General features: G+C 62.8%; 15 protein-coding genes. 3 read left to right on the top strand and 12 right to left on the bottom strand.

Annotated features, from left to right (window positions below; genetic code table 11):
• Positions 1-106 precede the first annotated feature (106 nt).
• Complete coding sequence (locus BLR94_RS08425) at positions 107-2,023, bottom strand: ATP-binding protein (RefSeq protein WP_167359725.1); 1,917 nt, start codon at positions 2,021-2,023, stop codon at positions 107-109.
• Between the two features lie 304 nt (positions 2,024-2,327).
• On the opposite strand from BLR94_RS08425, the gene BLR94_RS08420 reads away from it, so the two are divergent.
• On the top strand, positions 2,328-4,103 hold the full coding sequence (locus BLR94_RS08420; RefSeq protein WP_084304314.1) for a sensor domain-containing phosphodiesterase: 1,776 nt from the start codon (positions 2,328-2,330) through the stop codon (positions 4,101-4,103).
• 49 nt (positions 4,104-4,152) lie between these two features.
• On the opposite strand, the gene BLR94_RS08415 is transcribed toward BLR94_RS08420, so the two are convergent.
• Positions 4,153-4,788: a TetR/AcrR family transcriptional regulator gene (locus BLR94_RS08415; protein ID WP_084304313.1), complete on the bottom strand. Its 636-nt coding sequence runs from the start codon at positions 4,786-4,788 to the stop codon at positions 4,153-4,155.
• Between the two features lie 90 nt (positions 4,789-4,878).
• Between BLR94_RS08415 and BLR94_RS08410 the strand changes: the two genes are divergently transcribed.
• Both BLR94_RS08410 and BLR94_RS08405 read left to right on the top strand, forming a co-directional pair.
• Positions 4,879-5,982: an efflux RND transporter periplasmic adaptor subunit gene (locus tag BLR94_RS08410; RefSeq protein WP_084304312.1), complete on the top strand. Its 1,104-nt coding sequence runs from the start codon at positions 4,879-4,881 to the stop codon at positions 5,980-5,982.
• 6 nt (positions 5,983-5,988) lie between these two features.
• Entirely contained in the window at positions 5,989-9,075 is a 3,087-nt protein-coding gene (locus BLR94_RS08405) for an efflux RND transporter permease subunit (RefSeq protein WP_084304311.1), read from the top strand.
• 665 nt (positions 9,076-9,740) lie between these two features.
• On the opposite strand, the gene BLR94_RS08395 is transcribed toward BLR94_RS08405, so the two are convergent.
• From BLR94_RS08395 to BLR94_RS08350, 10 genes are all read right to left on the bottom strand, one after another.
• Positions 9,741-10,634, bottom strand: a complete 894-nt coding sequence (locus tag BLR94_RS08395; protein WP_084304309.1) for a LysR family transcriptional regulator — start codon at positions 10,632-10,634, stop codon at positions 9,741-9,743.
• Positions 10,635-10,715: 81 nt separating this feature from the next.
• Complete coding sequence (locus BLR94_RS08390; RefSeq protein WP_084304308.1) at positions 10,716-11,768, bottom strand: alpha/beta hydrolase; 1,053 nt, start codon at positions 11,766-11,768, stop codon at positions 10,716-10,718.
• 48 nt (positions 11,769-11,816) lie between these two features.
• Entirely contained in the window at positions 11,817-12,761 is a 945-nt protein-coding gene (locus tag BLR94_RS08385; RefSeq protein ID WP_175154220.1) for an alpha/beta hydrolase, read from the bottom strand.
• 121 nt (positions 12,762-12,882) lie between these two features.
• The gene (locus BLR94_RS08380) at positions 12,883-13,656 is read right to left on the bottom strand and encodes a carboxymuconolactone decarboxylase family protein (protein WP_084304306.1); all 774 of its coding nucleotides are present in this window, start codon (positions 13,654-13,656) and stop codon (positions 12,883-12,885) included.
• Between the two features lie 229 nt (positions 13,657-13,885).
• Entirely contained in the window at positions 13,886-14,353 is a 468-nt protein-coding gene (locus BLR94_RS08375; protein ID WP_084304305.1) for a (R)-mandelonitrile lyase, read from the bottom strand.
• A 62-nt stretch (positions 14,354-14,415) separates the two neighbouring features.
• Positions 14,416-15,408 (bottom strand): aldo/keto reductase, encoded by a 993-nt coding sequence (locus BLR94_RS08370; RefSeq protein ID WP_084304304.1) that lies wholly within the window; start codon positions 15,406-15,408, stop codon positions 14,416-14,418.
• A gap of 24 nt (positions 15,409-15,432) precedes the next feature.
• Positions 15,433-16,023: a flavodoxin gene (locus tag BLR94_RS08365; protein ID WP_084304303.1), complete on the bottom strand. Its 591-nt coding sequence runs from the start codon at positions 16,021-16,023 to the stop codon at positions 15,433-15,435.
• On the bottom strand, positions 16,020-17,009 hold the full coding sequence (locus BLR94_RS08360) for an aldo/keto reductase (RefSeq protein ID WP_084304302.1): 990 nt from the start codon (positions 17,007-17,009) through the stop codon (positions 16,020-16,022). The genes BLR94_RS08365 and BLR94_RS08360 overlap by 4 nt, the downstream gene beginning before the upstream one ends.
• Positions 17,010-17,478: 469 nt before the next feature.
• Entirely contained in the window at positions 17,479-18,156 is a 678-nt protein-coding gene (locus BLR94_RS08355) for a DUF4197 domain-containing protein (protein ID WP_084304301.1), read from the bottom strand.
• Between the two features lie 131 nt (positions 18,157-18,287).
• Positions 18,288-19,388, bottom strand: a complete 1,101-nt coding sequence (locus BLR94_RS08350) for a peptidoglycan-binding domain-containing protein (protein ID WP_139207424.1) — start codon at positions 19,386-19,388, stop codon at positions 18,288-18,290.
• Positions 19,389-19,470 lie beyond the last annotated feature (82 nt).

Here is a 19,470-nt window from a genome sequence, read left to right as displayed (position 1 = left end):
CGCCCAGGGCTTTTTTGCCGGGGAGCGTGAGCCCGCGTCCGCGGGGATAGGCCGTCGTCCCATGACGGCTCTGGTTCTGTGCGCGGCAAACTGCCTGCGGCAGGGATCAGCGTGACTCGAGCAGTTGCTCGACGGTGGCCTTGAACTCGCCCATGGAGAAAGGCTTGAACAGCAACCGCGCCTGGCCTTCCTGGAAGGATGCCGTGGGCGCCGCGCTCTCCGAGAAGCCGGAAATGAACAGGACCTTCAGCCCAGGGTTTGCCTCGACGGCCGCCCTGGCCAGCGCATCGCCTCCAGTGACGCCAGCCAGGCCAATGTCGGTCACCAGCAGATCCAGATCGGCGAGGCTGTCCAGGCGCTGCAGCGCATCGGCGGCGGTGGCGGCCTTGATGACATGGAAGCCGACGTCGGTCAGCGTTTCACTGGCCAGGTCACGGATGGCGGCCTCGTCGTCGACGATCATCACCGTCCCTTGGGAACGGGCGGGCGCTTGCCTGGCGGGCGCTGCGCTCGGGGAAGGGGATGGCATTTCCCCCGGATGAGCCGGTAGCAGCAGGCTCACCGTGGTGCCCTTGCTGACCTGCGAGCTAATCTGCGCCTCGCCCGCCGATTGCCGGGCGAAACCGTAGACCATCGACAGCCCCAGCCCGGTGCCCGATCCCAGCGGCTTGGTGGTGAAGAACGGGTCGAAGGCCCGCTCCACCACGCTGGCGGGCATGCCGCTGCCGGTGTCCCTGACACGGATCAGCACATAGTCTCCGGCGCTCAGGCCGGGCTTGCCCTTGCCGCTATCGATGTGGGTCAGGCTGACCTCCAACTGCAGGTGGCCGCCAAGGGGCATCGCGTCCCGGGCATTGATGCACAGATTCAGGATCGCGTTTTCCAGCTGGTGTGGGTCGCACTGACAGAGAACCGGTTTTTCCGGTGCCAGCAGTTGCAGTTCGATACGCGGGGTCAGCGTCCGGCTGATCAATTCCTTCATTTCCAGAATCAGCCGGGCAGGGTCGACCACCTTGCTCGTCAGGGGCTGGCGCCTGGCGTACGCCAGCAGGCGGTGGGTCAAGGAGGCGGCCCGTTCCGAGGCGGTCTGCGCCAGTGTCAGGTAACGTTGCAACTCTCCTGAGCGACCTTCGGTCACCCGCTGCTGGAGCATTTCCAGGCTGCCACTGATCACCGTGAGCAGGTTGTTGAAGTCATGGGCAAGGCCACCGGTCAACTGGCCGATGGCTTCCATCTTCTGGCTCTGCTGCAGCTGTGAGCGAACCTGCTCGAGGGCATCCTGGCGCTCCTTGAACAGGGTGATATCGCGGGCCACGGCGAGCAGTTGTCCCGGCCGGCAAGCGATCCGCCAGTTCAGGTGCAACTGCTGGCCATCGCTGCGCACCCCTTGCGTATCGAGTTCGATGATCGGCTGCCGGTTCAGGCGCCCCAGCGCCTCGGACAGCTGCTCAGGGCCGATCAATCGGGAAAACACCCCCGCCTTGAGCTCCTCCTCGCTCCAACCGGTCTCCACCTGCCAGGCCGGGTTCATCGCCAGCAGTTCGCCGCTCGCCGACAGCGTACAGATCAGGTCGGGAGAAACGCTCCAGATGCCGTCGCGCTCCTGGGTGCGCCGTTCGACCTCTTCTTCGAGGTGCTGGTTGAGGCTGTTGAGGGTGTCCAGGTTTTTTCTGAACAGCGCACAGACGGCCGCCATCGCGAAGGTGACCAGGCCGAAGCTGACACTGTTGATCCAACTGGTGAGGTCGCTTTCGAAGCCGAGCGGGCCGATGAAGAAGTACTGCGCGGCCAGCACCGCGAGCGTACAACCGAGTATCGAGGGGCCGACGCCGAAGCTGAAGCCGCAGACCATCAGGCCCGGGATGAAAAACAGATAGGGCAGGGCGGTGCTGGGTAGCTGCGCCCGCAAGGCACAGCACAGGACCACCAAGATCACCGCGCCCGCGTAGCGAGCGGGGCGTCCCAGGCGTCTGTTTGCCAGGCGGCGGACGGGGCCGGTTATCCAGGATGGGAAACGAGTCAAGCAGCACTCCAGCGGCGCAAGCCGAGCGAACGGGGTCGTGGGATTCCGGGGGCGCGAGCCATTGCCGGGCATGGCGCCCCCCCAGCAATGCGTAAAGCATATCGGCTAGACTTGCGCTGTGCTTTAACCGATGCTGGAAATCGCAAGGTCTATCGTATTCTTCGCAGCACCTCTGGCATGGGGTTCAGCGGCTCGGCTCCCAAGCCAGAAGGTTGCTATGCTGGGAGCTAGTATCGGCAAACTTGGCGCATCAGTGAACAGCGGTTTTCGCATTACCGACAAAGACTCGCATCAGGAGCGCGGCATGCGCAACTTCACTTCACCCGTCGACGAGCCGATGCGCCTGGCCGAGGTGGATCGACTGACTGCGGATCTGAAAAACGGTTCTGATCCGGTTCTCAACCGTGTCGTGTCGATGATCTCGGCCCATTTCGGAGTGCCCACCGCGCTGGTCAGCGTCGTCGACCGTCATTATCAGGTCTTCAAGGCTCAGGTCGGCTTCGAGCTGCAACGCACTCCCCGTGAGTTCTCGTTTTGCGCCCACGGCCTGGCGGACGCGTCCGTGCTGGAAGTGTGTGACACGCTGCAGGATCCCCGCTTCACCGAGAACCCGCTGGTGCGCGGCGCGCCGTTCGTGCGCTACTACGCCGGTGCCCCGTTGGTGATCCAGCCCGGTCTCGCGCTGGGTAGCCTGTGCATACTCGACAGCGATGTACGGCTGCCAATGAGCGACGGGGACAAACGACTTTTGCAGGATGCGGCCGCGGTGGTGGTGGCTCACCTGCAGTCGATCCATCGACAGCATTTCTTCGACCCGATGACCGGGCTGCCGAACCGCCAGCGTTTCGAGATGGACATTCACAGCAACGAGCTGGCGCAGACCGAGCGGGTTGCCATCCTCATCGAGCCACTGTCGGCGCTGGGCATGGATCGATTGGTCAAGGCGCTGGGCCTGCACTTCTTCGTCAACTTCATGCTGGCGGTCAAAGAGGTGCTGCTGCAGGTGTTGCCGGAAGGGACGCAGCTCTACCGATCCAGCACCCTGAGCTTTGCCACCATGATCGAACGCTCGTCCGCCCTGGCCCTGCCGGCGCTGCTCGAGCGCATCACCGAGGCGATGGCCAAGCCACTGCACAGCGAAAACATACCGGTGTTCGCCGATGTCGGCATCAGCGTACTGAAGATGGGCCCCGACACGGACGTACCGGTCGACAGCTTTCGCCTGATGGCCAGCATCACCGATGCAGCGCGCCGCGATGAGCACCGATGGCTTTATTACGACCCGGTGATCGACTCGAGCCTGCGGCGCAGCACGGTGTTGCTCAATGCCATCGAGTCGGCGCTGATCGCGCCCGACCAGTTGCGGCTGGTCTACCAGCCACGTGTGGACCTGGCCAGCAACCAGTGCGTGGCGGTGGAGGCGCTGTTGCGCTGGACTCACCCTGGCCTGGGTGAAATCAGCCCGGCGGAGTTCATCGGGCTGGCCGAGACCACCGCTTCGATCCGGCATATCACCCGCTGGGTGGTGGAGCATGTCTGCCGCCAGTTGGCCGAGTGGCAGGCCCAGGGGCTGACGATGACGGTATCGCTCAACGTCTCGGCGCTGGACCTGACCGATGGGCGTTTGTTCGAAGAACTCAACCAGATGCTCGAGAGGTTCGCCGTCGCGCCGCAGTACATCGAGCTCGAGTTCACGGAAAGTGCGCTGGTGACCGACTTCGATGCGGTGCGCGAACAACTCAAGCGCTTTCGCAGCCTGGGGGTGGCCATCGGCATCGATGACTTCGGCAGTGGCTACAGCAACTGGACCTACCTGCGGCAGATTCCCGCGACCAGCGTGAAGCTCGACCGTTCGCTGCTCGAAGACCTCCACCCCGGCAACAGCGACTGGCATATCGTGCGGGGGCTGATCAGCCTGGCCCATGACCTCAACCTCAAGGTCGTGGCCGAAGGCGTGGAGACCGAGCTGCATTACCACTTGCTGCGGGGCTGGGGATGCCACGAAGGGCAGGGCTATTACTTCGCCCGGCCCCTGTCGCCGAGTGACCTGCGCAACTGGCTGGTGGCTGCGGCCGGCTAGCCAGCCGTGGCCCGCATGCGCTGGCCGGGCAGGGCGCGCGGCTGTGTGCTCAGGGCCGGTAGGCGCGCAGGAACGTCTGCACGGCCGCCTCGGCGTGCCGCTGTTGTTGCGCTTCGTCCTGGGGGGCGCTGCAGCCGATCAGCAGGCGGAAATTGGCGCAGCCCTTGAGCAGCGAGAAGAACTGATCCGCCGCCACCGCTGCGGACTCGATGCGCAGGTGGCGATGCTGGACCGCCTTGCTCAACAGGCGCTCCATTTCCTCGAGCAGCCGCTGGGGGCCGGCCTCGAAGAACACCTTCGAGAGATGTGGATCCTGAGCGCCAAGGCTGATCATCAGGCGATGCAGTTCGACGGATTCGGCGCTGTTGATCAGGCGGTTGAAGCCGCTGGCGATGTTCAACAGCACGGCCTCCACATCGGCATGCTCGGGCAGCTCGAACAACAATTCAGGCAATTGTTCTGCGCACTTGGCCTTGATCGCGGCGCTGAACAGCGTCTCCTTGTCGGTGAAGTGGCTGTACACGGTGAGCTTGGACACGCCGGCGTGAGCGGCGATGGCGGCCATGCTGCTGCCGGCGTAGCCATGGCGCAGGAACAGGCATTTGGCGGCATCGAGGATTGCCTGGTGCTTGGCGGGATCCTTGGGGCGACCGGGGCCGCTGGGCGGCGATGAGGCATTCGGCATGGCGCTATCTTAATACTGGACTGGCGGGTACGCTATTTCTACTATACCGAGCAGTACAAGTATTAAAAGTTCCCTGAAAGGACGCTCATCATGTTCTGCACTGCACGCTGTCGCGTTGTGCCTGCCTGTCTTTTCCTGTTTCTGGTCGCCTGCAGCGATGAACCGGCGCCGCCGCAGGGCGTTCGCCCTGCCATGGTGGTGCAGCCTCAGCTGGCGCACGATTTGGTGGATTCCTACCCAGGCGAGATAAGGGCGCGGTTGGAGCCCGAGCTGGCGTTCCGCATCGGCGGCAAGGTGACCCGGCGCCTGGTCGAGGTCGGGCAGCGGGTCGACAAGGAGGCCACCCTGGCCGAGCTCGATCCGCAGGACGTGCGCCTGCAACGGGATGCATCCCGCGCCCAGCTGCAAGCGGCGCAGTCGGCTCTGCAACTGGCCAGCGTGGAGCGTGACCGCTACCGCACCTTGCAGCAGCGCGGGATGATCAGTAAGTCGCAGGCCGATAGCGCCGAGAACAGCTTCCGTGCCGCCGAAGCCCGTCTGCGCCAGGTGCGTGCGGAACTCAACGTCGCCGACAACCAGGCCGGTTATGCGGTGCTCAAGGCGCCACGGAGTGGCGTGATCGTGCAGCGCCGCGCCGAGGTTGGCCAGGTGGTGTCGGCGGGCCAGACGGTGTTCGTGCTGGCCGCCGACGGCGAGCGTGAGGTGGCGATCGATCTGCCCGAACAGGTGATCGGAAGCCTGGGCATCGGCCAGGAGGTCGCCGTGGAGCTGTGGTCGCAGCCTGACGAGCGCCTGGCCGGGCGCATCCGTGAGCTGTCGCCGGCGGCCGATCCGCGTTCGCGTACCTACGCCGCACGCATCGCCCTGCAGCAGCGCGACGCGCAGGTGGAGCTTGGCCAGAGCGCCCGGGTGCTCATCGCCCGCAACGGCGATGTGCCGCTGGCCGTACCGCTCTCGGCCCTGACCGCCGAAAAGGGGCAGCCCTACGTCTGGGTAGTCGATCCGCACACCTCGACGCTCAAGCGTACTGCGGTGCGGGTCGGCCCCTATGGTGAAAAGCTGGTACCGGTGCTGGAGGGCCTGCAGGTCAGCGACTGGGTGGTGGTGGCCGGCGTACAGGTGCTGCTGGACGGACAGCAGATACGCCCGGTGGATCGAGACAACCGAGCGGTAGACCTGGCGGCGAAGGAGTAAGCGTCGATGTCCTTCAACCTTTCCGCCTGGGCGCTGCATCACCGTCAGATCGTCCTGTACCTCATGTTGCTGCTGGGCATCGTCGGTGCGCTGTCCTATTCCAAGCTCGGCCAGAGCGAGGATCCGCCGTTCACCTTCAAGGCCATGGTGGTGAAAACCAGCTGGCCCGGCGCCACGGCCGAGCAGGTGGCGCGGCAGATCACCGAGCGTATCGAGAAGACGCTGATGGAGACCGGCGAGTACGAGCGCATCGTGTCCTTCTCGCGAAGCGGTGAATCCCAGGTCACTTTCATGGCCCGGGATTCCATGCACTCCAACCAGATCCCCGAACTCTGGTACCAGTTGCGCAAGAAGATCGGCGACATCCGCCATACGCTGCCAGGCGGTGTCCAGGGGCCGTTCTTCAACGACGAGTTCGGCATCACCTTCGGCAACATCTACGCGCTCACCGGCAGCGGCTTCGATTACGCGGTGCTCAAGGACTACGCCGACCGCGTGCAACTGCAGCTGCAGCGGGTCAAGGACGTCGGCAAGGTCGAACTGGTCGGCCTGCAGGACGAAAAGATCTGGATCGAACTGTCCAACACCAAGCTGGCCACCCTTGGCCTGCCCCTCGCCGCCGTGCAGCAGGCCCTCGACCAGCAGAACGCGATGGCCGTGGCGGGCTTCTTCGAGACCGGCTCCGACCGCGTGCAGCTGCGGGTCAGCGGCAGTTTCGAGACGGTCGAGCAGATCCGCGATTTCCCCATCCGCGTGGCCGATCGCACCTTGCGCATCGGCGACGTGGCCGAGGTCAAGCGTGGCTTCAACGATCCACCCGCGCCACGCATGCGTTTCATGGGTGAAGATGCCATCGGCCTGGCGGTGTCGATGAAGCCCGGCGGCGACATTCTGCTCCTCGGCAAGGCGCTGGAAGGTGAGTTCACGCGTTTGCAGAATAACCTGCCGGCGGGCATGCAACTGCGCAAGGTGTCGGATCAGCCGGCAGCGGTGAAAACCGGCGTCGGTGAGTTCGTCAAGGTGCTCACCGAGGCGCTGATCATCGTGCTGCTGGTGAGCTTCTTCTCCCTGGGCATGCGTACCGGGCTGGTGGTGGCACTGTCGATTCCCCTGGTGCTGGCGATGACCTTCGCCGCCATGTACTACCTGAACATCGGCCTGCACAAGATTTCCCTGGGAGCACTGGTGTTGGCGCTGGGCCTGCTGGTGGACGACGCGATAATCGCCGTGGAAATCATGGCGATCAAGATGGAGCAGGGCTACGACCGTCTCAAGGCGGCCAGCTTCGCCTGGACGAGTACGGCGTTCCCGATGCTCACCGGCACCCTGATCACCGCTGCAGGTTTCCTGCCGATCGCCACGGCGCAATCGGCCACCGGCGAGTACACCCGTTCGATCTTCCAGGTGGTGACCATCGCGCTGCTGATGTCCTGGGTCGCTGCGGTGATGTTCGTGCCCTATCTGGGCGCTCGTTTCCTGCCGGATCTGGCCAAGCAGGCGGCTCAGAAACACGGTGGCAGCGGTGCAGGGCACGATCCCTATGACACGGCCTTCTACGAAAGCGTCCGGCGCGTGGTCAACTGGTGCGTGCAACGCCGCAAGACGGTGATCATGCTGACCCTGGCGCTGTTCGTCGGCTCGATCCTGCTGTTCCGCTTCGTACCGCAGCAGTTCTTCCCTGCATCGGGGCGGCTGGAGCTGATGGTCGACTTCAAGCTGGCCGAGGGCGCTTCGTTGATCGCCACCGAGGCCGAGGTGCGGCGTCTCGAAGAGCGCCTGGCCGGGCATCCCGGTGTGGATAACTACGTGGCTTACGTGGGTACCGGCTCGCCGCGCTTCTACCTGCCGCTGGATCAGCAACTGCCGGCGACCAGCTTCGCGCAGATCGTGGTGCTGGCGAAAACCATCGAGGATCGCGAGGCGCTGCGCAACTGGCTGATCGGCGTGTTGAATGATGAGTTCCCAAGCCTGCGCACGCGCATCTCGCGTCTGGAGAACGGGCCGCCGGTGGGCTACCCCGTGCAGTTCCGGGTTTCCGGCGAGCATATCGACGAAGTCCGCGGGCTGGCCCGACAAGTCGCCGACAAGGTGCGTGACAACCCTTATGTGGTCAACGTGCACCTGGACTGGGAAGAGCCAAGTAAGGTGGTGTACCTGAACATCGATCAGGATCGCGCCCGGGCCCTGGGCGTGAGCACAGCCGACGTGGCGAGTTTCCTGCGCAGTGCACTGAATGGCTCGTCGGTCAGCGATTACCGCGAAGACAACGAGCTGATCGAGATCCTCCTGCGCGGCACGCCAGTGGAACGTCAGGCCCTGCAACGGCTGCCGAGCCTGGCGGTGCCCACCGAGAGCGGCAAGAGCGTGGCGCTGGCACAGATCGCCACCTTCGAATATGGCTTCGAGGAAGGTGTGATCTGGCACCGCAATCGCCTGCCGACGGTGAGCGTGCGCGCCGATATATACGGCCCGCAGCAGCCGGCGACGCTGACCCAGCAGATTCTGCCGACGCTGGACGAAGTACGCGCGAGCCTACCCGATGGCTATCTGCTGGAGGTGGGTGGCACGGTGGAGGACTCTTCCAAGGGCCAGGCCTCGGTGAATGCCGGCGTGCCGCTGTTCGTCGTGGTGGTGCTGACGCTGTTGATGCTGCAGCTCAAGAGTTTCTCACGGTCGATTATGGTGTTTCTTACCGCGCCCCTGGGGCTGATCGGCGTGACCCTGTTCCTGCTGCTGTTCGGCCAACCGTTCGGCTTCGTGGCCATGCTCGGCAGCATCGCGCTGTCAGGCATGATCATGCGCAACTCGGTGATTCTGGTCGACCAGATCGAGCAGGACCGAGCAGCGGGGCTGGACACCTGGAATGCCATCGTCGAAGCCACGGTACGGCGCTTCCGGCCCATCGTGCTGACCGCTCTGGCGGCGGTACTGGCGATGATTCCCCTGTCGCGCAGCGTGTTCTTCGGGCCCATGGCGGTGGCGATCATGGGCGGCCTGGTGGTGGCCACGGCACTGACCCTGCTGTTTTTGCCGGCGCTTTATGCGGCGTGGTTCAGGGTCAAGCCGAGCGACAGCGCCCGCAGCACGGAGTAAAAAAGGGGCTGGTGCGCAATGCATCAGCCCCTTTTTGCAGATAGAAGGCGAAAGCGGTCATTGTTGTTTTACCTGTGGGAGCGGGCCATGCCCGTGATTTTTTCGCGGGCATGGCCCGCTCCCACAAGCGAGTTAGTCCGTAGGGTGTACGACGTTTTATCCGTCCACAAACCCAGCGATCGCAATGGTGGATGAAAAGAGCGTCATCTACCCTAAGGCCTGCGGTTTGCCAGAGTTATCGCGTTGTTCGTAGGTTCAGTTCCGCTCTGGCGAGCGGGTTTCTTTTGGAATTGCCCGGATGGCCGGCCCCGCCAAAAGAAACCAAAAGGTCTAGCCCCGACATCCGACCCCAGCTTCGCTGGGGTTCCCCCATTTCATCGTCGTTCCGGGGGCCGGCCTGGAATGGCCATCCCTGGCCCATCAGGTCTCCCGCCGCATCCATGCGGCTCGTCCCCCTGCACAGGGACTCCATTCAGCCTCCTGAAGGGGGCGATTGGTGTCGCCTGTTATTTCGGTGCAGGAGAAACATCAAAAGCCAAAGCAGCGAACGTCTGCAATCGCCACCCATTGCAGCCGGTCGCGTTCGACTGCAATCGATCAAAAGCATCTGCTCATTCACGGGTTTGTGGGTCGGGTAAAAATCAGACGCCTCGAAGGTCGCTGACTCAGCGCTTGTAGAGTAACGCTTCAACTACAACGCCAAACGCTGATGAATGTTCACGGCGATTGGGATAGTAGAGATGGTAACCGGCAAAGGGTTGGCACCAATCTTCCAGCACCCGCACAAGACTACCGTCGGCAAGCTCCTTCGCCACCATGTCCTCCGGCAGGAAACCCAAGCCACATCCTGCCAAGGCCGCACGCAGAATTGGCACGCTGCTGTTGAATGTCCATTGGCCTTCGACGCGGGCCTTGAGTTCGTGGCCATCCTTTTCGAAATCCCATTGCATCAGGCTGCCGTGAGTCGGCAGGCGCAGGTTGATGCAGTTGTGCGCCGCCAGATCTCCCGGTTCCATCGGGTAAGGCCGATGCTGGAAATACTGCGGCGATCCGACAACGGCGATGCGCAACGATGGCCCGATCGGCACGGCGATCATGTCCTTGGCCACCTGTTCACCCAGGCGTACACCCGCGTCATAACGCTGCGCAACGATGTCGGAGAGGGCGTAGTCGACGGTGATTTCGACTTTGATGTCCGGGTAGTCGGGCAGCACCTTCAGCAGCTTCGGCCAGAGTATATTGTTCGCCGCGTGTTCCGACGCCTGGATTCGCACATTGCCGGCCGGGGTGTCGCGAAACTCGCTGACCGCCGCCAGTTCCAGTTCAATCTCATCAAAGCGCGGCGCCATCGATTGATACAAGCGTTGACCGGCCTCGGTCGGGGAAACGCTACGCGTGGTGCGCGTCAGCAAGCGCACGCCCAGCCTGGTTTCCAGTGCCCGCAGGGTGTGGCTCAGCGCCGACTGCGAGACGCCAAGCTGGGCGGCGGCGCGGGTGAAACTGCCTTCGCGGGTGATGACCACGAAGGCTTGCAGGTCATTGAGATTGGCGCGGGACATTGATGAGAACCTCTCATGAGGGGCGCGGGATTAATCCATGAAAGCAGGTTGCACACGGATGCGCGGCACCTAGAGAGTTGATTACAAGGTGCGGGTGTAAAACGCGGTCAGTTTGCCAATCGCGGCATCGACATAACGCGGAACCCAATAGGTTTCGATGTGCGTGGCGCCGTCGAGGATGAACACTTCCTTGTCGGTGGTACCGCTGGCTTTCGCGAGCGCATCCTGAGTCATGTACAGGCTGTCGGCCTTGCTGCCGGCGATCATCAGCAATGGTTGATTGATCAGCTCGATATGGTCAGTGGCGTCGAAACGCATCAAATCGATCAGGCTGCTGGTGGTATATTTGAAGGTCGAGTTCGGGTGCGCGTGGGTCTTCCAGTAGTACTCATAACCTTGGCGATACAGCTCGAAAGGCAGTTTGGCGATCTGCTCGTCGGTGAGGTTGGCATCCCCCGAATACAGCACCGCGCCACCGGCCGCTTCTTGCGCGCGGGCTTCTGACGCCTGTTGCATACGTTGCTGGATGCTGTCCATTTGCGAGTCATTGTAGCCGTTGCGGCGCACGCGGCCCGAGTTGAACATGCTCACCGTCGCCAGCGATTTGAAGCGTTTGTCGGTTTGCGCCGCCGCCAACGAATAACCACCACCACCGCAGATGCCGAGCAAGCCCAGACGCCTGTCATCGACACCGGCAAACTGGCCGATGAAATCGGCCATGCCATGAATGTCTTCGATGCGATACGCTGGTTTATCGATGCTGTGCGGCTGACCACCACTGGCGCCCTGATACGCCGCATCGGCCGTGATGGTGATGTAGCCCTGTTCGGCGAGGCGCTGGGCATACAGACCGGCGACTTGCTCTTTTACGCCGCCATTCGGATGCGCAACCACCACGGTCGGGTAGATCTTCTTCGCGTCGTAATTGGCAGGAGTGTAGACGTTGGCGGCGATGTCCAGACCGTTGAGCTTATAGCTGACCGGGTGGATGTTGACCTTGCCGGGTTCGTTGCGGGTGATCGCGCCGTCGTAGGCGAGGGTGAACGGGTTCTTCTTGTAGTCGGCGGCCAAGGCTTCGCCTGCCGAGAGGCCGACCAATGCCGACATGAACGTGGCTTTGAGAGAGTTCTTCACGTGAAGCTCCGTAGCAATCAAAAGGGCGGCAGTTGCAAAAGTGTTGGGTCAGTCCAACTGTTTTTCTTTGAGGAATTGCGCGACCAGGTCAGCGATCTGCACGTTGTTCAGATCCGACATGGGGAAGTGGGTATTGCCGTGGATGCCGATTTCCGGCAGGTGGATCAGCCGCACGTCACCGCCGTGCCGATTGACCGCATCACGCCACACGCGGGCCATCTCCAGGCGCGCGCGCCAACTGTCCTGCGCGGGTAGGTCTATGGCCTGTTCCGGGATGTTGTCGCCGTAGAGGATCAGAATCGGAATACGCGTCAGTGCCATGAATTGCTCCATCGGCACCGCTGCGCCTTGCACCGTGTCGAACGCGCTGGGGATCGGCGCCGGCACTTCACCGTCAGCAAACACGAAACTGCTGCCAGGCTCGAACGCCACGATGGCCTTGACCTTGTCGTTCTTGATCGCCGTCAACCAGCCTGGTCCGCCACCCTGGGAATGGGTGAACAAAATCCCCGGGCCGATTTTGTCGAACAGCGCTGATACGCCATCGGAGATCACGTCCATGTCGAACGGCCCGGTGTTCGGCGTCATCGCCCGGAAAAACTGCTCGCGGGTTTCTGAGTCCTGTGCCACTTGTACGCCGTTGAAGTAGTGGGGCCACAGGCCGATGCGGAACTGGTTGAACCACAGTTGTTCGTCCGGCACAGGCTTGATGGTGGTCTCGACCATGCTGCGCCCGGCATCACCACGCCGGGGCTGATCGATCAGATAGACGCCATAGTGGCGGCGCAGAAAAATGTTCTGAAAGCCTGCGCGGCCATCGGCGGTGGTTTCCCAGGTCTTGGAAAACTGACCGGCGCCGTGCCACATGACGATGGGCAGTTTTCGCGCGTCCACCGGGATCTGATAGAAGGCGTAGGCGTGGTCACCGTGGTAGGTCTGGCCGTCGGGCGTCATCGGTTGGCGCGGGTTGAAGGTGCCCGGTGTCGTGGTCATCGTTCCGCCGGCGGCGAAGCTGCCTTGTTTCTGGATCAGCAGCGGGCCTTCGGAGTGGTTCGCGCAGGCCGCCAACAGGCTCAACAGCGTGACGCTTAGCAAATGTTTTGCAGTTCTCATGTCATTTCCTCGAAGCCGTGAGGGCTTGGGCCAGCGCTGCGTTGGCCCGCTCGGCAGTCTGTGCATCGCCATGCTTTTTCAGCAGCTCGGTGACTTGGTGCAACTGTGCCGCGCTGAGACCGACGCGCAGGCTCGCCGCCATGTGCGAGCGCAACTGAGGCTCGACCCCCGGCGTCGCTGCCAGCGCACCGACAGTCGCCAGTTCGCGACTTTGCCAGTCGAGGTTGTCGCGCTCGAAGATGTCGCCGAACAGGTGCGTTTGCAGGAACCGGTTGATCACCGGGGCGAACTCGAATACCGGGCCTTTGACCGGGGCGCCGGAGATCTTGGTTTGATTCGCAGTGCCGGCGGCCAGCAACTCATCCCCGACCGGAATCGCCCGGCTCGGCTCACGCCCCGGCGAATCTTCGATGCCGCGCTGTTTGCGCGCCTGCACCACCGTCATCAATTCATTCAAGGCGTTGAGGCTGCGTGGGAAGCCGACGTAGGCGTAGAGCTGCACGAGAATTTCCCGGGCTTCGCTGATGCTCAGCTCAGCATCGAGTCCTTGGTTGAGCGCCGTGTTGAGGTTGGGCATGTCGCTGGTCGCCATGAACGCCGCGATCAGTGGAATGGCTTGTTGCTGGCTCGACAAGTTGGCTGCGCCGGCAGATGTGCTGGTCATGGTGGGCGAGGCTTCGGCTGCTTGAGTGGTAACGCTGATCATCGCCCCGACGCTCAGGCAGAGCGCCATGAGTGTGGGGAGGGCAGTGCTGTTGCGGGTGTCAGTGATCATCGTGAAGGGCTCCATCCATTGCGGGGCGCTGCGGTGTGGCTGGATCGTAAGGAGGATGGTTGTGGCGATTAACCCCGAAATTGCGCATGGACTCCTGAGCAGAGCTCATGAGTCGACGTTGCAATAACCGCTGGAATCCCGGTGCGGGCCTGTTGTTACGGGGCCTTGAGGTTGCGTGGCGGTTTGCCGCGAACGTGCCGGTCGAGCAGCTTCGACACATTCCGTAACTTTATTGGCCGGCGTATTGCGCCTCCGATACCTGCTCCGCCCAGGTGACGGTTTTGCCGTTCTCGGCTTCAGCGATGGCGATGTGGGTCATGCCGTTGTTGGCCGTGGCGCCGTGCCAGTGACGGGTGTTCGGTGGAATCCAGACAATGTCGCCCGGACGGATTTCCTGACGCGCGCCACTTTCTTGCTGCACATAGCCGACGCCGGCAGTTACGATCAGCGTTTGCCCTAGCGGATGGGTGTGCCACGCCGTGCGTGCGCCCGGCTCGAAGGTCACCGTGCCGCCGCCGATGCGCGCGGGCGCATCACCTTTGAACAGGCCATCAACGCGCACCGTGCCGGTAAAGTTTTGCGCCGTGCCCTTGACCGAGGGCTGCGAGCCGTTTGGCGAAATACGGATTTCGCTGGCGGCTTGGGACTCCGCCGCCATCAGAGACAAAGCAACGAGTGGCGCAATCAATCGGTTCATCGGATCAGCTCTCCGGTCAGACAGGGAAAGCGACGCCGCACATAGCGCCGCGTTGGGCAGACTCAGAGTCCGGTCATTTTCAGTGCCGACTCCGGTAGACGTTCACCGTGCACCTGAATCTGCGCCATCTGCTCGTTGATCACGCGCAGTTCGTCGCCGGTCAATTGCAGCCCGACCGCGCTCAGGTTCTCTTCCAGGCGATGCTGTTTGGTCGTCCCCGGGATCGGCACAATCCACGGTTTCTGTGCGAGCAACCAGGCCAGCGCCACTTGCGCCGGCGTGGCGTGCTTGCGTTGCGCGACGGCTTTCACCACGTCGACCAGCGCCAGATTGGCCTTGCGCGCCTCAGGGGAAAAGCGCGGGACGAAGTTACGGAAATCGCTGGCGTCGAACTGCGTGTGCTCGTCTATCTGACCGGTGAGGAAACCGGCGCCCAGCGGGCTGAACGGTACGAAGCCGATTCCCAGTTCTTCCAGCACTGTCAGCAGTTCCAGTTCCGGGCCGCGCCAGAACAGCGAATATTCGCTTTGCACCGCCGTGACTGCTTGCACCGCGTGAGCCCGGCGAATGGTTTCCACACCCGCCTCAGACAGGCCGAAATGCTTGACCTTGCCCTCGGCGATCAGATCCCTGATGGTGCCGGCGACGTCTTCGATGGGCACCTGCGGATCAACGCGGTGCTGATAAAACAGGTCGATGCGATCGGTGCGCAGACGCTTCAACGCCGCTTCGGCCACGGCGCGTATATGCTCCGGGCGGCTGTTGGTGCCGCCGCTACGTGCGCCGGTGATCAGGTCGATATCGAAGCCGAACTTGGTGGCGATGACGACCTGCTCGCGGATCGGCTGCAAGGCCTCACCCAGCAGCTCTTCATTGGCGAACGGGCCATACGCTTCGGCGGTGTCGAACAAGGTGACGCCTTGCTCGTGGGCCGAACGAATCAGCTTGATCATGCTGGCTTGGTCGGCAGCCGGCCCGTAGGCCGACGTCATGCTCATGCAGCCAAGACCCAAAGCGGACACTTCCAGGCCATTACCCAACGTGCGGATTTTCATGGAGTTACTCCGTACAGAATTCGATTAGCGCGTGAGGTGGTGATCGTTCAGCCAGCCGTTCACGCGTTCCATGGTCTTGCGCTCCTGCTCACCCTCCACCACAAAACCTTCCAGCACTTTGGCCTTCGGCGCGTGCTTGACCAGCACACGGCGGCTGTTGCCCAGGCCATATCCACCATGGGTGTTGAAGGGGATGAGGGTCTTGCCGGTCAGGTCGTGGGCGCTGAGGAATGCGCGCACGATCGGCGGGGCGGTTTCACCCCAGATCGGAAAGCCGAGATAGATCGTGTCGTAGTCGCTGAGGGCGTGAACCGTGTTTTGCAGCTCGGGTTCGAAGCCACTATCACGTTCCTGGCGCGCCTGTTCCACGGTTTGCAGATAGTCCTCGGGGTAGGCGTGGGCGGGGCGAATCTCGAACAGATCGGCACCCAGTCCACGCTGGATCAGCCCAGCAATCACGCGGGTATTGCCCGAGCGCGAGAAATACGCGACCAGAATCCGCGAGCCCGAACGCGGTGTTTCACTGGCGCCTTGCGTGTCGGCGAGCGACAGCAGCGGGGCGCTCGCCAGTGCGGCGATGACCGTGCGCCGCAGCGGATCGTGATCGTTACTCATCGACCGACGCGCGCCTGGAGTGCCTCGGGATAGCGCTCGCCTTCGATGCGGATCTGCGTCAGCGCCGTATCAATGGCCTTGAGTTCGGCGGCGTCGAGGGTGATGTTCGCGCCGCCGAGGTTTTCTTCCAGGCGATGCAGTTTGGTCGTGCCCGGAATCGGCACAATCCACGGTGCCTGCGCGAGCAGCCAGGCCAGCGCGATCTGGGCCGGTGTCGCTTGTTTCTGCGCAGCAATCTGGCGGATCAACACCACCAGACCCTGATTTGCCTGCAGCGCCGACTGGCTGAAACGCGGGACGATGCTGCGGAAGTCGTCACTGCCATAAGTGGCCTCGGCCGACACCGTGCCGGTGAGAAAGCCTTTGCCCAATGGACTGAACGGTACGAAGCCGATGCCCAGCTCCCAAAGGGTCGGCAGGATTTCCAGCTCAGGCTCGCGCCACCACAGCGAGTATTCGCTTTGCAGCGCCGTGACCGGCTGTACCGCATGGGCGCGACGAATGGTTTGCGCACCGGCCTCCGACAGGCCGAAGTGCTTGACCTTGCCTTCGCTAATCAAGTCCTTCACTACGCCGGCGACGTCTTCGATCGGCACGTCCGGATCAACGCGGTGTTGGTAGAGCAAATCGATGTAATCGGTCTTCAGTCGACGCAACGAACCCTCGAGGGCTATTCGAATACGTTCGGGCCGGCTGTCCAGAGTCTGCTTTGTATTGTCGGCGCCGACGGCGAAGCCGAATTTTGTAGCGATCACGACTTGGTCGCGAACTGGCGCCAGCGCCTCGCCGACTACTTGTTCATTGATATAGGGGCCATAGAATTCGGCGGTATCGAAGAACGTGACGCCGCGATCCACCGCCGAGCGAATCAGCGAGATCGCTTGCTGAGTGTCCGTTGCCGGACCATAGCCATGGCTCAGGCCCATACAGCCGAAACCGAGTGCCGATACTTCAAGTGAGCTGTTGCCAAGTGTACGTTTGTGCATTTCGTTCTCCCGAATATGGCGTTGGGGAACAGTAAGCGGGCTAACGAATGAGTACTAGACGGCAAATCGGCAAGGCTTCATGAGGTTTGCTCATCAGTCCCAGAAAAGGGGAAGGTGGCGACTGTGTCTTCATGGACGCCTAGGTGTTCTAAGCAAGTGCTCAGAAACAGGTCTAACGTTCGCGTTCGATAGTAAAATCGATCGTCCGCTTTTGGCGGCAGAAGCGGACATTCGATTTGGCGGGCTTCATAACCGGTGTATCGGGGCGCGTAGCCGACGCTTCACCTACGCGGCCCGACCCGTCCACCGTTCTGCGATCGCGATGGTGGATGAAAATAGCGTCGGCTACGCGCCCCGATCCACCCTACGGCTGCTTCCGCCACTTTGCGGTCGTTGCATATGGAATTAAGGCGAATGATGGTGAACAGGCTCTGAGCGCGCCGGGGTGCGCGGCAGCCTCCGGTTGCTGTCAGAGTGCGCCGAACACCTTCTTCGCCAAGCTGGTGGCGGCGGCAGCGGGGTTCTCGCGGATGCCGGCTTCCTGCTTGGCGATCATCTCGAACAGGCCGTCGAGGGCCTGTTCGGTCACGTAGCTTTCGATATTCGCGCTCTTCGCATCGAGTACGCCGAAGGTGGCGGCCTGGCTGGCGAAGCTGTTGTACTGCTTGGCCAGGCCAACCTGATTGGTGGCCTGCTTGACGATGGGCAGGAACTTGGCGCGGATCTGCTCGCGGCTGCTCTTGTCCAGGTATTGCGTGGCCGAGTCCTGCGCGCCGGAGAGGATGCTCTTGGCGTCCTGCACGCTCATCTTCTTCACCGCGTCGACCAGCAGCGCCTGGGCTTGCGGCACTGCAGCTTCGGCGGCCTGGTTCATGCTGGTTTCCAGCTGTTCGACCTGAGTGCCCATGCCCATCATCTTCATGGTCTTGGCCGCCTTGCCGAGCTTGCCCGGCAGTTCGATGCGCACCTCGGGGTTGCCGCTGAAGCCTCCGGGCTTGCCGAGCTGCTGCACGGCTACCTTGGCGCCCTGGGTGAGGGCATCCTTCAGGCCGCCGCTGGCGTCCTGCTGGCTGAGGTCGGAAAGCGACAGGGCGAACACGTTGGCGGACAGCAGCAGGCCGGCGACGAGAACAGGAATGCGGAGCATGGCGGTAACCTTCGAACGCTAAGATAGGCGGCGAGCTTAGCAGGCTGGCGCGCTTCGCGGCGAAGGTTGCAGGGCGGAGCGGGGGAAAACGGCGGGTATCCGGCACGCCCAGAGGCGTGCCGGGGGCAGCGTCACTGCACGTCGAGGGCGGTCAGGCTTTCCAGGGTCAGCGCACCGACGGCCAGGCCATTGGCGGTCTGGTATTCGGTCAGCGCGTCGAGGGTGCGCTTGCCGAGCAGGCCGTCGACGCTGCCAGGGTTGAAGCCCTGCTTGACCAGGCTCTGCTGCAGGCGGGTCACCAGGTTTTCATTGATATCGCCATCGCAGAGGGTCTGGCGTGAAACGATGCGCGCGTTGCCCTCGAAGCGGGTGACCTGCAGGTGGCGCTTCTCTTCCGGCACGATGATCTGGTTGGCCTCGACCGGCCTGACCACCTCGCTGGACGCGACCTTGGTGTATTCCGGATCGAGGGTCACTTCGACGGCCCGCGCAGGCTTGTCGACGATCCAGCGCGTCACGCTCTTGTACTCGGCCGGGTCGGTTTCGACGCGCACGGTTTCCGGGGACACCAGCTTCTTGACCTTGACCACTTCCTGCTTGGCCGGTACCTGGCGTGCACAGAACGACATGGCACCGGTACCGCTGGAGTAGCGGGTGCCGGCGGCGCGGCACTGGTCGAGCACGGTCTTGGCTTCTTCGAGGGTGACGGTTTGCTGGGTGTTTTCGTAGACCGCCGGCACGACGATGTAGCGCTTGACCTCCGGACGCACCTTCACCTGTTCGGATACCACACGGTAGGTCGGCGGCTCGATGCGGTAGGTCTTGGTACCTTCGCGGGTGACCACCTGCTTGAAGCCCTTTTCGAGCTCGGCAGGGGTGACGGTGATCTTGTTCACCGAGTCCTTGATCACGATTTCCTGGGTGCTCTGCACCGGCCGCGGCCGGACCTGGGCTTGAACCCAGCACTGGCCGGGCTGGATCTCGTATTCCCGGGGCTCCTGGGCGTTCGCCGCAGCCGCTGGCGGTATGGCCGGGGTCGTCTGGCCAGCCGGCGCGGCGGCGGACGCATCCTGCGCTGCCGATTGCGCTGCCATCGGCGCGCTAGAGGCCTGTTGGGCGGCCGGTGCCGGTTGTACCGGCTTTTCTTCGTTATGGGGCAATGTGGCCGAAGGCTGCATGGCGCAACCCGAAACCATGATCGCCAGTGATCCCAGAATTGTGTAGTAACGCACGAAAATCCCTGCCCTGAATGGCCTCAGCCACGCATCTTAGGGACTGTGGCGATAAAGCTCAATAACGGGCGGATGCTATCGT

It is taken from the genome of Phytopseudomonas flavescens (genome assembly GCF_900100535.1).
GTDB lineage: Bacteria > Pseudomonadota > Gammaproteobacteria > Pseudomonadales > Pseudomonadaceae > Aquipseudomonas > Aquipseudomonas flavescens.
Note: the sequence above shows the minus strand (reverse complement) of the source record. Positions and strands in the feature narration are given on the sequence as shown.

Coding starts and splice junctions, on each gene's coding strand:
- BLR94_RS08395 (WP_084304309.1), bottom strand. CDS start 10,634: ATGTCCCGCGCCAATCTCAATGACCTGCAAGCCTTCGTGGTCATCACC.
- BLR94_RS08420 (WP_084304314.1), top strand. CDS start 2,328: ATGCGCAACTTCACTTCACCCGTCGACGAGCCGATGCGCCTGGCCGAG.
- BLR94_RS08405 (WP_084304311.1), top strand. CDS start 5,989: ATGTCCTTCAACCTTTCCGCCTGGGCGCTGCATCACCGTCAGATCGTC.
- BLR94_RS08410 (WP_084304312.1), top strand. CDS start 4,879: ATGTTCTGCACTGCACGCTGTCGCGTTGTGCCTGCCTGTCTTTTCCTG.
- BLR94_RS08360 (WP_084304302.1), bottom strand. CDS start 17,009: ATGCACAAACGTACACTTGGCAACAGCTCACTTGAAGTATCGGCACTC.
- BLR94_RS08355 (WP_084304301.1), bottom strand. CDS start 18,156: ATGCTCCGCATTCCTGTTCTCGTCGCCGGCCTGCTGCTGTCCGCCAAC.
- BLR94_RS08365 (WP_084304303.1), bottom strand. CDS start 16,023: ATGAGTAACGATCACGATCCGCTGCGGCGCACGGTCATCGCCGCACTG.
- BLR94_RS08375 (WP_084304305.1), bottom strand. CDS start 14,353: ATGAACCGATTGATTGCGCCACTCGTTGCTTTGTCTCTGATGGCGGCG.
- BLR94_RS08385 (WP_175154220.1), bottom strand. CDS start 12,761: ATGACCACGACACCGGGCACCTTCAACCCGCGCCAACCGATGACGCCC.
- BLR94_RS08370 (WP_084304304.1), bottom strand. CDS start 15,408: ATGAAAATCCGCACGTTGGGTAATGGCCTGGAAGTGTCCGCTTTGGGT.
- BLR94_RS08415 (WP_084304313.1), bottom strand. CDS start 4,788: ATGCCGAATGCCTCATCGCCGCCCAGCGGCCCCGGTCGCCCCAAGGAT.
- BLR94_RS08380 (WP_084304306.1), bottom strand. CDS start 13,656: ATGATCACTGACACCCGCAACAGCACTGCCCTCCCCACACTCATGGCG.